The 13209-nt window shown below is 46.3% G+C and carries 8 protein-coding genes; 7 read left to right on the forward strand and 1 reads right to left on the reverse strand.

What is annotated here, in order from left to right; translation table 11 throughout:
- Nucleotides 1-92: 92 nt before the first annotated feature.
- The 7 genes from VFC92_09805 (at nt 93) to pheT (ending at nt 11201) form a co-directional block, all read left to right on the forward strand.
- Entirely contained in the window at nt 93-1034 is a 942-nt protein-coding gene (locus tag VFC92_09805) for a type IX secretion system membrane protein PorP/SprF (protein HZK08484.1), read from the forward strand.
- A gap of 213 nt (nt 1035-1247) precedes the next feature.
- Entirely contained in the window at nt 1248-2603 is a 1356-nt protein-coding gene (locus VFC92_09810) for an SUMF1/EgtB/PvdO family nonheme iron enzyme (GenBank protein ID HZK08485.1), read from the forward strand.
- A gap of 70 nt (nt 2604-2673) precedes the next feature.
- Nucleotides 2674-3744: a gliding motility protein GldL gene (gene gldL / locus VFC92_09815; GenBank protein ID HZK08486.1), complete on the forward strand. Its 1071-nt coding sequence runs from the start codon at nt 2674-2676 to the stop codon at nt 3742-3744.
- Nucleotides 3745-3780: 36 nt separating this feature from the next.
- Complete coding sequence (gene gldM / locus VFC92_09820) at nt 3781-5400, forward strand: gliding motility protein GldM (protein HZK08487.1); 1620 nt, start codon at nt 3781-3783, stop codon at nt 5398-5400.
- 19 nt (nt 5401-5419) lie between these two features.
- Nucleotides 5420-6298 (forward strand): gliding motility protein GldN, encoded by an 879-nt coding sequence (gene gldN, locus VFC92_09825; protein HZK08488.1) that lies wholly within the window; start codon nt 5420-5422, stop codon nt 6296-6298.
- Between the two features lie 115 nt (nt 6299-6413).
- Nucleotides 6414-8519 (forward strand): ATP-dependent DNA helicase RecG, encoded by a 2106-nt coding sequence (gene recG / locus VFC92_09830; GenBank protein ID HZK08489.1) that lies wholly within the window; start codon nt 6414-6416, stop codon nt 8517-8519.
- Nucleotides 8520-8732: 213 nt separating this feature from the next.
- Complete coding sequence (gene pheT, locus VFC92_09835; GenBank protein HZK08490.1) at nt 8733-11201, forward strand: phenylalanine--tRNA ligase subunit beta; 2469 nt, start codon at nt 8733-8735, stop codon at nt 11199-11201.
- 160 nt (nt 11202-11361) lie between these two features.
- Here pheT and sppA read toward each other — a convergent pair whose 3' ends face one another.
- Nucleotides 11362-13137: a signal peptide peptidase SppA gene (gene sppA, locus VFC92_09840; GenBank protein ID HZK08491.1), complete on the reverse strand. Its 1776-nt coding sequence runs from the start codon at nt 13135-13137 to the stop codon at nt 11362-11364.
- Nucleotides 13138-13209: the final 72 nt, after the last annotated feature.

Here is a 13209-nt window from a genome sequence, read left to right on the forward strand (position 1 = left end):
CACATTTAAGGTACTCACAGGATATGGCCGGATTGAGAGAAAATTGTTTTATTTGCAATGCTTTTACAAATAGGTCACGCAGTAGAAAAAATATGCTCAAACGGTTATTCATAATATTGATGTGTACAATCCTGGTTTTGCCGCTGGTAGCACAGCAGTTGCCACAATACACACAGTACATGTTTAACAAGCTGGTGATCAATCCGGGCTATGCCGGTGCCGGCAACGGAATTTGTGTTTCAGGAACCATCCGGCAGCAGTGGGTCGGGTTTAAAGGAAAAAATGACGACGGCAGCTCATTCAACTTGGGGCCGGAAACCTATCTCATCTCTGTTCATTCGCCCATAAAAGCAATTCACGGCGGCATTGGCGCCACAATTATCCAAGACAAAATCGGGCCTTTCAACGACATTTACTTCAACGTAATGTACGCTTACCAAACTACTCTGGGCGCCGGCGATCTGGGCATTGGTGCGCAGCTTAATATTCTAAACAAAACCATCGATTTTGGTAGTTTCAATGTCTCCGACAGCGACCCTGCGTTGAGTGGAAACGAGGAAACCGATATGTATTTCGATGCCGGTATCGGTGTTTACTACCGCGTGCCCGACAATTATTATGTTGGGTTGTCGGTGTTGCAGTTGTTGCAAAGTAATAAAAGCGAAGGCACACACTTTAAGATGCGTCGTGAGATAGATCTGATGGCTGGCTACGAATTTGAATTTCCCAACCTTCCCGCAATCGACATACTTCCATCGGTATTGGTAAAGATCACCAGTGGCTCCATACAATACGACGTAACGGCATTGCTGCGTTACCAGCGCAAGTTTTGGGGCGGTGTTTCATGGCGTTATCAGGATGCAGTGGCGCTTATTGTGGGCTTTGATTACAAGAATTTTAATATTGGCTATTCTTACGATTTTAACACTTCAGCCATTAGCACCACAGGGTCGCACGAAATAAGAGCAAGTTATTGCTTCAAAATTGAGGTGGACAAGATCAAAAAGATTTACCGAAATACGCGGTTCCTGTAATTTTTTGATAATGTCGGCGTTTAATCAAAACTTTCAACCAAAAACATTTTTACTAAATCATCGGTATCTTCTATTTTGTAAGGCTTTCCGTTGGGTTTTGGTTTTTTTTGATGCGTAATGATTACAACATAATCATGAATTTTTTTGAGTTTTTATTAACTATACTAAAGAATGGGCAAAGTCGTTAAATTGTTTGTAAAATCAGCCGTTCACATGAAAAAATTATTTTTTTTCCTATTAATAATTGCCATCATTTCCAGTTGTAGCAACAAAGGCAATGGTGAGTTAACAGGAGTTCAGAATCGTCCTAAGTTTTACCAACCCGATCCCACCGGCATGGCATTCATTCCATTGGGCACTTACGTGATGGGAGTAGGAGAGGAGGATGTTCCTTACACGCAAATGAACAATCCCAAGCGTGTAACGGTCAGCTCATTTTATATGGACGAAACCGAGATCACAAACAACGAATACCGGCAGTTTGTCTATTGGGTGCGCGATTCTATCGCCCGTGATCTGCTTGGAGAGACCAACCCGGAAGAATTCCTGATAGAAGAAAATGCAAAAACCGGTGAATTGTACGATCCCGCATTTTTGAACTGGAAAACCAAGATAAATTGGACTGAAGAAGAAACCGCACAGACGCTTGAAGATATGTATCTGCCCGAAAATGAGCGCTATTTCCGTAAAAAAGAGATTGATACCCGCAAGCTCCGCTACCGGTACTTCTGGATAGACCTGAATGCTGCTGCCCGAAAGGATTATAGCCAGCCGGCTGATGCCACCGACGCAGCATTTGCGAATCGTCCGCAGGGACGCGAAGACCGCTCTGTGTATGTTCATCAGGAAGAAATTAACATTTATCCCGACACGCTGTGCTGGATTCACGACTTTCCTTACAGCTACAACGAACCCCTTACGCAATCCTACTTCTGGCATCCTACCTATGATCACTATCCTGTTGTTGGCGTCAACTGGAACCAGGCACGTGCGTTTTGTGTCTGGCGCACCGCTTTATTCAACAACTATCTTCAGGCGAAAAAGCAGGCCGGACTCAACGATTTCCGTTTGCCCAGCGAAGCTGAGTGGGAATGGGCTGCACGTGGCGGCTACGAAGCCAACCCATTTCCGTGGGGAGGTCCTTACAGCAAAAATGAGAAAGGTTGCTTACTTGCCAACTTTAAACCTAATCGCGGAAACTATGTCGACGACGGCGGAACGACACCGGTTATTGTAGGGCATTATCAGGCTAACAGCTTTGGATTGTATGATATGTCGGGTAATGTGAGCGAATGGACACGCAGCGCTTTCGACAAAGCTGCCAACATTATTACCTGGGATCTTAATCCCGATTATGTTTACAATGCCAAACCCGAAGACCCTATCTCCATGAAGCGAAAAATAATAAAAGGCGGGTCGTGGAAAGATATCGAATACTATTTATTGGTTTCTACGCGTGATTACGAATATCAGGATACGGCTAAATCTTATGTTGGCTTCCGTTGTGTGCAGCCCTATCTTGGGCGCTCTAAAGGTGATAATCCTTCAAAAGCATCGAATGTTTATTAATCCCCCGATCATTTATCATCAATCTTTCACAAATAATAGAAAACACCACATTTTTTAAGCGATGAATACAGTGAACAAAAAAAACAAAACAGGATTTGCTAAATTTGAAGATGCCCTCGACAGTAGGTTCTTCAAACGTTTTATGGCGGTAGCCTATGGTTTAGGTGCATCTATTGTAATTACCGGGGCACTCTTCAAAATCACTCATATTCCGGGTGCTAATCAGGCGCTGTTTGTAGGTATGATTACCGAAGCCGTTATCTTTGCCTTATCAGCATTGCAAAAACCGCACGTGGAACCCGACTGGAGTAAAGTCCATCCGGAGTTGATTCCTGATTACCATAATGTGAAACCTGGCGAAGTGGTGCACTCCGAACCCAGACCCACTGCGAAAATTTATGGGCAATCCAACCAGCTGGATGTAATGCTACATGATGCCAATATCGACAGTGATCTTATTTCACGTCTGGGCTCAGGTTTGCGCAATCTGAGCGATACTACCGCGCGGATGAATGATATGACCAAAGTATCGGTGGCCAACGATGAGTATGTAAATAATTTGAAGAACGCTTCACAAGGTGCTTCCAGCCTTTCGAAATCTTATGGAAAAGCAGCCGAAGCCCTTGAGCGTGATCTGACAGTATCCAACGAATTTTCGCAAAATGTTCGCGGTGCTTCTCAGGCAGCCTCACAGCTCAAGCAAGTTTATGTGGATACCGGTACCTCGATGCGTGAGGATATTCAGGCATCACAAAGCCTTTCCCAAAGCATCCGTAGCGCTTCGCAGTCTGCATCGCAGCTTGCAGAGAACTACCGCAAATCTTCCGACAGCATTCTTGAAAACATACAACAACTGCATCAGTCCACAGATAAAAATACACAGTTCAACGATCAGCTCAAAAAGCTTTCACAGAACCTCTCTTCGCTCAACGCTCTCTACGAGATGCAACTTAAAACATCGGAGCAACAATCCAATGCGTCTGCTAAGCTGCAAATTACCATGACCAAATTCCTCGACGACATCGACCGGTCGGCACAACAAACCAATCAATACCAGAATCAGATGGATAGCCTGACCAAGAAAATGTCTTCGCTAAATAACATCTATGGAAACATGCTTACGGCCATGAACGTAAAATAAAGGCAAGTTTTTCTAACCTAAAAATGTACTTTACAAATGGCTGAATATAAAGAAACACCGAGGCAACAGATGATCGCCATGATGTACCTGGTACTCACGGCGCTTCTCGCCTTGAATGTGTCGAAAGAAATGCTTGACGCTTTTCTGGTAGTAAACGAAAGTGTAGAGCTTACCAACGAGAACTTCACCAGCAAAATTGAAGATACATACATAGCTTTCAATAAAAAGCATTCGAATGACCCGGTGAAGGTGAAACCTTTTTTGGATAAGGCGCAGCAAGCTAAGCAGATGTCGAACGAAATGATTGCGTATGTCCAGGATATGAAATACGACCTCATTTCCCGTACTGAGAAAATATCGATAGATTCTGCAAAAGTGGTGAAGCTGTCAAAAGTTCTGAACAAAGACGATTATGACACACCTACCAACTTTTTTTTGGGTGGTAGCGAGGATGGTAGCAAAGGATATGGCAGTGAGCTGAAAAGTAAAATCGACAGTTACCGACAAAACATGCTTGATTTGCTCAGCCCCGAAGAACAAACAATGGTAAAGCTGGGGCTGAAAACAGATGGTGAATACGAAGATGCTAATAGTAAGCCGCTCAATTGGATACAGTATAATTTTTACCATACTATTCTTGCCGCTGATGTGGCTATCCTCAACAAGATTATCTCCGAAATTTACAATGCCGAATTTGATATTGTGAAGTTTCTGTTTGACGCGGTTGATGCCAAAGACTTTAAATATGACAGGGTTGACGCCAAAGTGCTGCCGCAAAAAGACTATGTTTTTATCGGTGATTCTTACAAAGCTGAGGTAATTGTAGCTGGCTACAGTACCACCCAGGATCCGGAAGTTTTCCTAAAGCTTGGTGTCGATTCATTGCCTCTTAGCCAGTTGGCTTCTGCACGTGTCGTTGAAGGCAAAGATGGCATAGTGAATATTTCATTGCCAGCTAACAGCGAGGGGCTTCAAAGATATGCTGGCGTCATCAGGTTGAAAAGTGGTACCGGCGAAGTTCAGAATTATCATTTTAATAATGAGTTTACAGTGGGTCGCCCTGCCACTACCATTTCGGCTTCCAAGATGAATGTGTTTTATATTGGTGTCGATAATCCTGTTGAGATCTCTGTGCCAGGCGTCCCGATTGATCAAACCCGTGCCGAGATTAGCTTTGGAACGTTGAAACGTAGTCCTTCAGGCGACAGCTGGATTGTACACGTTGCCAAGGCGCCAACGCAAGGAAAGAGTCAGGCAACCATCAGTGTATTTATGCAGGAAAACGGGAAAACCAAGAAAATGGGCGAAACGATCTTCCGGCTTAAAAAAGTACCTGATCCCATTGCCAAAATTGCCAACCAAACCGAAGGCAACATTAGCAAAACAGCGCTTAAATATTCGCCTACTATCGTAGCCAACATGCCCGAAGATTTCGACTTCGATCTTAGCTTTCGTGTTGTATCCTTTGATATGGTTTACACACGTGGCGAAACGGTAATGAGAGAAACCGTTACCGGAGCCAAATTTTCAGATAAGATGTTGCAATACATCGACAATACCCGAACAGGCCAGCGCATCACTTTCGAAAAAATCATTGCACGTGGACCTGACGGTACTGATCGGCATTTGAACCCGATCAACTTAACGATAAATTAAAAATTTAAAATTCAAAGATATGAACAACAGCGTTTTGAAAATTTCACTTCTCATACTGTTTTTGGCAGCCATGAGCCTGGCCAAAGCGCAACCTGCCAATCAGGTACAACTGGTCGGCAACATCCGCGACAAGGCCTATGAGCGTGTACATATCGACGACCATCAGCCTATCGCTTATCCCTATCTGCGCGAATCGGATGTGTTTTGGGAAAAACGTGTTTGGCGTGTGATTGATCTGAAAGAGAAAATCAATCAGCCGCTTTATTTTCCTGAAATTCCACAAGGACGTTGGCGCAGCCTGATGCAGATATTGTACGATGCCCTACTTGGTGGCGAAATTACGGCCTATGAATACACATTGGCAACCGACAACTTTGAGGAGTTGATACCAATGACAGCCAGCCAGATGGAAGCCACACTTGCCGATACCATTACTGTTCCTGTACCCGATCCCAACGATCCTGGCAATTTTATCAACGAGCGAGTTGCGAGGGATTTCGAACCAAAATCGGTAACACGGTTTTTGGTTAAAGAAGATTGGATTTTTGATAAGCAGCGCTCCGAAATGCAGATACGCATTCTGGGTATCTGCCCTATGCGGCCGGCGCAATTGGAAGATGGAACCTTTGCGGGATACGAAAACCTCTTCTGGCTTTACTATCCCGACATTCGCCCGCTGCTGGCTCGTTTTGAAGTGTTCAACCGCCGAAACAGTGCCAGCCGCCTCACCTACGACGAGATGTTGCTCTCTCGCCGCTTTGGCAGCTATATCGTTAAAGAAGATAACGTCTACAATCGCGAAATTCAGGAATATGCCAAAGGTGTTGATGCACTGCTCGAAGCCGAGCGTATTAAGGAAGACATCCGCGACTTTGAAAGCGAACTTTGGGTGTATTAAGCTCAATGTGGCTACTCTGGTAGCTTTCGCTAAATTTTGATAAATCTTTACGAAACTCCTTGCCCTTTGCGGTGAGGAGTTTTTGGTTTAAATTTGCACCTTATTAATAAGCGGCATGGCAGGCGATTTTTTTTCTACACCAATCGAATTCCTCAAAGGCGTCGGGCCTGTGCGTGCTGAATTACTCCGCAAAGAGCTTGACATCCACACCTTCGAGCAACTGCTTCATTATTTTCCATTTAGATACATAGACCGGAGCCAATTCCTGCTGATCAGCGACATTGACAGCGAGGAAGTGTGGATTCAGATAAAGGGGCGCATCAGTCAGCTCAGGGAAACAGGAACAGGCCGTGCCCGCCGTCTTACCGGGGTGTTTACAGATAGTAGCGGAAGTGTCGGGTTGGTTTGGTTTCAGGGCGTTAGGTGGGTGAAAGAAAAAATAAAACCCAATCTGGAATATGTTGCCTTTGGAAAACCTACGCTCTTTAACGGGCAGTGGCAGTTGGCGCATCCCGAAATAGAAGCTGTAATCGATTTGGAAGCCGGGCCGGGAGCCACATTGCAGCCGGTGTACAACTCTGGTGAAAAGCTTCGTCAGCGTGGCCTCGACAGTCGCGGGCTGGCGCGCCTGACGCGCACATTGGTGTCGATGATCGCTGAGCCAATGCCCGAAACATTACCCAAAACCATCATCGATCGTCTGCGCCTGATTTCCGGCCACGATGCTTTGATAAACATCCATCATCCATCTGATCAAAAAATTCTCGACAGGTCCATCGCACGGCTGAAATTTGAGGAGCTGTTTTATATTCAGTTGCTTTTGCTACGGCAGAAATTCATGCGCTCCCATTTCACCCGAGGACATTCCTTTAAGGTGGTGGGCGATCATTTTAACAACTTTTTTCATCACTATCTTCCTTTCGAGCTTACCGACGCACAAAAGCGCGTCATCCGTGAGATACGTGCCGATATGGGAACGGGCCGCCAGATGAATCGTCTTTTACAGGGAGATGTGGGCAGCGGCAAAACGCTGGTGGCGCTGATGTGCATGCTTATCGCCATCGACAATGGTTTTCAGTGCGCACTGATGGCGCCTACTGAAATATTGGCGCAGCAGCATCTTGCTACCTTGCAGCGCTTTCTTAAAGATTTACCGTTGGAAGTAAAACTGCTCACAGGTTCCGTTAAGACTGCTGCCCGCAAAGTGATTCATGAAAATCTCGAATCTGGTCAGCTTAATATCCTTGTCGGGACGCATGCTTTGATAGAAGATACAGTGGTGTTTCATAACCTGGGGCTGGTGGTCATCGACGAGCAGCATCGCTTTGGTGTGGAGCAGCGCGCACGGCTTTGGAAAAAAAATGACATTGCTCCGCACGTGCTGGTGATGACGGCCACGCCCATACCACGCACGCTGGCCATGACTGTGTATGGCGACCTCGACACTTCGGTAATAGATGAGCTGCCGCCGGGAAGAAAGCCCGTTAAGACGGTGCATTATTTTGATAACAAACGGGCGCAGCTTTTCAACTTTATGCGGCAGCAAATTGCTGAAGGGCTTCAGATTTATGTGGTCTATCCGTTGATACATGAATCGGAAACACTCGATTTGAAAGATTTGATGGACGGCTATGACAGCATTACCCGTTCTTTTCCGTTGCCGGAATATGCAGTGAGTATTCTACATGGCCAGATGAAACCCGCCGACAAAGATTATGAGATGCAACGCTTCGTGTGTGGCGAAACGCAGATAATGGTGGCTACTACTGTGATAGAAGTAGGCGTGGATGTGCCCAACGCTTCGGTGATGGTGATAGAAAATGCCGAACGGTTTGGGCTTTCACAGCTTCACCAGTTGCGTGGCAGGGTGGGGCGCGGCGCCGATCAGTCATTCTGCATTCTGATGAGTGGCTACAAACTTTCCAAAGAAGGCAAGCTGCGTTTGAAAACCATGGTGGATACCAACAACGGCTTTGAGATTGCCGAAGTTGACATGCGGCTGCGTGGCCCCGGCGATATGCATGGCACGCGGCAAAGCGGTGTTCTCGAGCTTAAAATTGCTGATCTTATCAAAGACGAAAAAATATTGCGCTACGCCCGCGACCTGGCCACCGAAATTCTCACTGATGACCCACAACTGCAAAAAGCTGAAAACGCCATCCTTTCCACACAGCTTTTTCAATTACAGAAACATCGACACGACTGGAGCCGCATTAGTTGAGCCGGAAATCCAGTCCTCAGTCCTCAGTCCTCAGTCCTCAGTCTTCAGTCTTCAGTTCCCGGTCTTCAGTTCCCAGTCGGCAGCAGGGAAGATAGTTCACCAGCAGCACTCTTCCTTTCTTGCGCCACGCGCCCTGCTTAAATCTATCGAAATTCAAAAGTACCAGCCCATTTTATTACTTTTGCACCTTTTATTACTAATCGCTAAAATTGTATGAAGATTTCTTATAACTGGCTGAAGGAGCATGTAGATGTCGATCTGGCACCGGAGGAGATAGCCGAAATTTTAACCGACACCGGACTGGAAGTGGAGGGTTTTGAAAAAATAGAAACCATTCCTGGCGGGTTGGCTGGTGTAGTTATCGGCGAGGTGATGACCTGCCACAAACATCCCGATGCCGATAAACTAAGTGTAACCACCGTGAATGTCGGTGGTGAGCGCTTGCTGCCAATAGTTTGTGGAGCGCCCAATGTGCAGGCCGGTCAGAAAGTGCTCGTGGCCACCACCGGCACCACATTGCCCACCAGCGACGGGAAATCGTTTGAGATAAAAAAAGCAAAGATCAGAGGAGAAGTTTCCGAAGGGATGATTTGTGCCGAAGATGAGCTGGGGATAGGTGAGTCGCACGAAGGGATTATGGTGCTTCCCCCGGAGGCAGAGGTTGGCACACTGGCAAAGGAATATTTCAACATCACCGACGATTATGTTTTTGAGATTGGCCTCACGCCAAACCGAAATGACGCAATGGGGCACGTGGGTGTGGCGCGCGATCTGATTGCAGCGCTCAACTTTATGCATCCGCACGAAGACCCGAAACAACTTTTCATCGCCTGCACCGATAGTTTTAAGGTGGAGAATGAAAATTTAAATATCGAAATCCAGATTGATGATCCCGAGGCATGTCCGCGCTATTCTGGCGTTACCATGACCAACGTTAAGGTGCAGCCTTCGCCCGACTGGCTTAAGAATTATCTGCTCGCCATTGGGCTGCGACCCATCAACAATCTGGTGGACATCAGCAATTTTGTGCTTTACGAAACCGGCCATCCGACACATTTTTTTGATGCTGATAAAATTGCCGGCAAGAAGGTCATCGTGAAAAAACTCCCGGAAGGAATCAGGTTCACTACGCTCGACGAGGTGGAACGCACCTTGTCGGGAAATGATCTAATGATTTGTGATGCCAACGGAGGCATGTGCATGGCAGGGATTTATGGCGGCCTCGATTCGGGAGTGACGGAGCAAACGCGAAATATCTTTATCGAAAGCGCCTTTTTCGATCCGAAAACCATCCGCAAAACGGCGCGGCTGCATGCGATGAACACCGATTCTTCTTTCCGCTTCGAGCGGGGTGTCGATCCCAATGCAACGCTATGCGTTTTGCGCCGGGCTGCTATGCTGGTGAAAGCGCTGGCCGGCGGCGAAGTGTCGTCGCAGGTTAAAGATTTTTACCCCGAGCCGGTGGAGCCTTTGCAAATTCCAATGACCTATAAAAATATCAATCGCCTCATTGGCATCAGCATCGACCACGAAAGTATCCGCGACATCCTGACGTTTCTCGAAATGGAAATCATCAGCCATGACGACGAAGGCTTTACGGTAGAAGTGCCCACCTACAGATCGGAGGTTACGCGCGAAGCCGACATAGTGGAGGAGGTGTTGCGTATTTATGGCTACAATAACATTCCTTTTCCTGATCAGTTGCGGGTTTCTCTCTCGTCGGTGCCTCAGCCCGACAGGGAACATATTCAGGAGTTGACGGGCGATTTTTTGAGCGACAATGGCTTCAGAGAGATTATTAACAACTCGCTCACGCGTGCGGCATACATCTCGCGGTTTGATTTCGTGCAGGAAGCCAGCGCAGTAAAAATCAATAATCCCCTGAGCAACGACCTGGGTGTGATGCGACAAACCTTGCTGCTTTCAGGATTGGAAAGCATTCTTTATAATCTTAATCATAAAAATCATGACCTGAAATTTTATGAGTTTGGAAAGATTTATTTGCAAAATCCTGAAGATCAAAGTAAGAATGTAACCAAAAAATACAATGAGCAACAGCATTTGGCACTCTTTATTACCGGACAGTTGTATCCCGAAAACTGGCATGCATCGCAGCAGCCGGTTGACGTTTATCTGCTTCGTTCGTATGTAGAGGGCATCCTGCGTCAGCTGAATATTTCAGTGGAAAATTTGACAACTTCGCCAGCTAAAGCCACTTATTTTGAAACAGGACTTCAACTTGAATCCAACGGAAGAAGTGTGGTGGAATTTGGAATAATCAAACGCTCCATTTTGCAGCACTTCGATATCCGGCAGCCTGTTTTTTATGCTGATTTCGATTGGGAACTTGTTTTGACAATGCTGAAAAATCATCAGATTAAATACCAGCCAGTGCCAAAATTCCCGGAGGTACGCCGCGACCTGGCGCTGCTGGTTGACGAAAATGTGACTTTTGCAGAATTAAGAAAAATAGCTTTGAATACCGAAAGAAGCATATTGCAGCACGTCGGCCTTTTCGACGTGTACGAAGGTGAGAAAATCCCTAAAGGCAAAAAATCGTACGCCATGAGTTTTGCTTTGCAGGACGAGCGTCGCACCCTTACCGATAAAATCATCGACAAAACGATGAACCGCATTGCCGATGCATTAAAGCAAAAAACCGGCGCAGAGCTTAGGAAATAACCAGCAAAGGACTATAAAGAGAGGCTTTCCTAACTAACCCCGGACTTAAGGCAGGGGATAAAAGGCTGCAATATTTCAGTGGGCTTTAGCCCATAAAAAAACCCACACGTCAATCGGCGGTGGGTTTTTTTATTACGCTACAGCGTAATGGATTTCTGTTTTAATTGATGTAAACATCGAATGGCATGCGCATCTGTGCGCCGGTAGTGTTTTGCCAATATTTCATGTATTGATAGAGACGGTAATTATCGCCAAGCTCACTTTTAATTTTTGCATCAATCCGGGTGCTGCCTGTCAGCTCGTCGATAATTTGCTGGAACGGGTCTTTCTGCTCGGGATATTCTTTTATCGACCATGTTTCTAATCCTGCGAGCGAAATGGCTTCGTTGATAGCTTCTTCCATGCCGCCAATCTCATCCACCAATCCAATGCGCAAAGCATCGCTGCCCGACCATACGCGTCCCTGACCGATTTCATCCACAGCCTCCCAGGTCATGCCGCGGCCATCGGCCACATGCTGTACAAAGGTGGAATAGATGTCTTCGATGGATTCTAAAATCACATCATGCTGAAACGGTGTGAGCGGACGCATGGGCGTCATCATATCGGCGTTTTCGTGTGTTTTCACGTAGTCGAAGGTGATGCCCAGTTTGTTGCGCATGGTATTTTGCAGGTTAGGAACCATCCCCAGCACGCCAATGGATCCGGTGATGGTGGTAGCGTCGGCGTAGATTTTGTCGGCTGCACAGGAGATATAATATCCGCCCGAAGCAGCCACATTGCCCATGGAGACGACAAAAGGTTTTTCCGCTGCAGCAAGTTTCACTTCACGCCAGATGACGTCGGAAGCCAACGCACTGCCGCCCGGAGAATTTACACGCATCACAATGGCTTTTACTTTATCGTCTTTTCGTGCGAGGCGGATGGCTTTGCTGATGCGTTCTGATCCGATGGTCAAGTCGTCGCCATTGCCGCTGTTGATCTCTCCGATGGCATAAATTACAGCAACGCGGTTTTTACGATCGATTTTCGGACTATCAGGATCGGCAGCGTCACTATATTTGGCAAGCGACACCGTTTTGATATCGTCGTCATCTTTCAATCCCAATCGGCCTTTGAGGATGTTTAGTACCTCATCTTTGTACACCAGCGCATCTACAAAATGATATTCCAATGCATCTTTGGCGGTACGAAGGCGATAATTTTCGGCTATATCATTGAGTTGCTCTACCGGCAGGCTGCGTGAATCGGATATGCCGCCCGATATGCGTGTCCAAACCGCATCAAGGATTGCCTTCATTTGTTCGCGGCTTTCGTCGCTCATCTTCTCCAGCAAAAAAGGCTCTACAGCACTTTTATATTTCCCGTGGCGGATGATCTGCATCTCGGCATCGAGCTTTTCGAGTGTTCCTTTAAAAAACATTGCTTCGGAATATAGCCCTCTAAAATCCACACCACCTTCGGGATTAAGATAAATGGTGTCGGCGGTGCTGGCCAGATAATATGAGCTTTGCGAATATCCCTCGCTGTAGGCCAGGATAAATTTCCCTGACTTCTTAAATTCCAGAAGTGCATTACGCACCTCTTCCACGGTGGCCATGCCAGCTTGCATGCTGGTGAGGTCGAGATAAATTCCTTTGATGTTGGAATCGCGGGAGGCTTTATCCAGATTTTTGAGGATGTCGTTAAGACCAATGGATTTACTAAAATCCATCGCTCCGAAATTGAAACTAGAAAAAGGGTTGTTCGAGGTACGGTCGATCAACGCTGCGTCGAACTCGATGTGCAAAAGGCTGTTTTCAGCTACCTTTGTTTCCTGCGATTGCATCATAGCCGTCAGGCCGGAGATCATTCCCAGAAAAACGAAAAACATGATCACTGACATGATCAAAAACCCCAGCATTGAGGCAAACATAAATTTGAAAAATTCTTTCATAACATATAATTTTAGGTGAGGCTACAAATATGCGAATTTCTTTCGGAAAAGAACCCTATTTTTGAATCTTCT

The sequence above is a fragment of the Bacteroidales bacterium genome (genome assembly GCA_035647615.1).
In the GTDB taxonomy this organism is placed as follows: domain Bacteria; phylum Bacteroidota; class Bacteroidia; order Bacteroidales; family 4484-276; genus SABY01.

What these genes read in the sequence shown, in the direction of transcription:
- VFC92_09805 (HZK08484.1), top strand. Translation starts at nt 93, where the DNA reads ATGCTCAAACGGTTATTCATAATATTGATGTGTACAATCCTGGTTTTG.
- VFC92_09810 (HZK08485.1), top strand. Translation starts at nt 1,248, where the DNA reads ATGAAAAAATTATTTTTTTTCCTATTAATAATTGCCATCATTTCCAGT.
- gldM (HZK08487.1), top strand. Translation starts at nt 3,781, where the DNA reads ATGGCTGAATATAAAGAAACACCGAGGCAACAGATGATCGCCATGATG.
- gldN (HZK08488.1), top strand. Translation starts at nt 5,420, where the DNA reads ATGAACAACAGCGTTTTGAAAATTTCACTTCTCATACTGTTTTTGGCA.
- recG (HZK08489.1), top strand. Translation starts at nt 6,414, where the DNA reads ATGGCAGGCGATTTTTTTTCTACACCAATCGAATTCCTCAAAGGCGTC.
- pheT (HZK08490.1), top strand. Translation starts at nt 8,733, where the DNA reads ATGAAGATTTCTTATAACTGGCTGAAGGAGCATGTAGATGTCGATCTG.
- sppA (HZK08491.1), bottom strand. Translation starts at nt 13,137, where the DNA reads ATGAAAGAATTTTTCAAATTTATGTTTGCCTCAATGCTGGGGTTTTTG.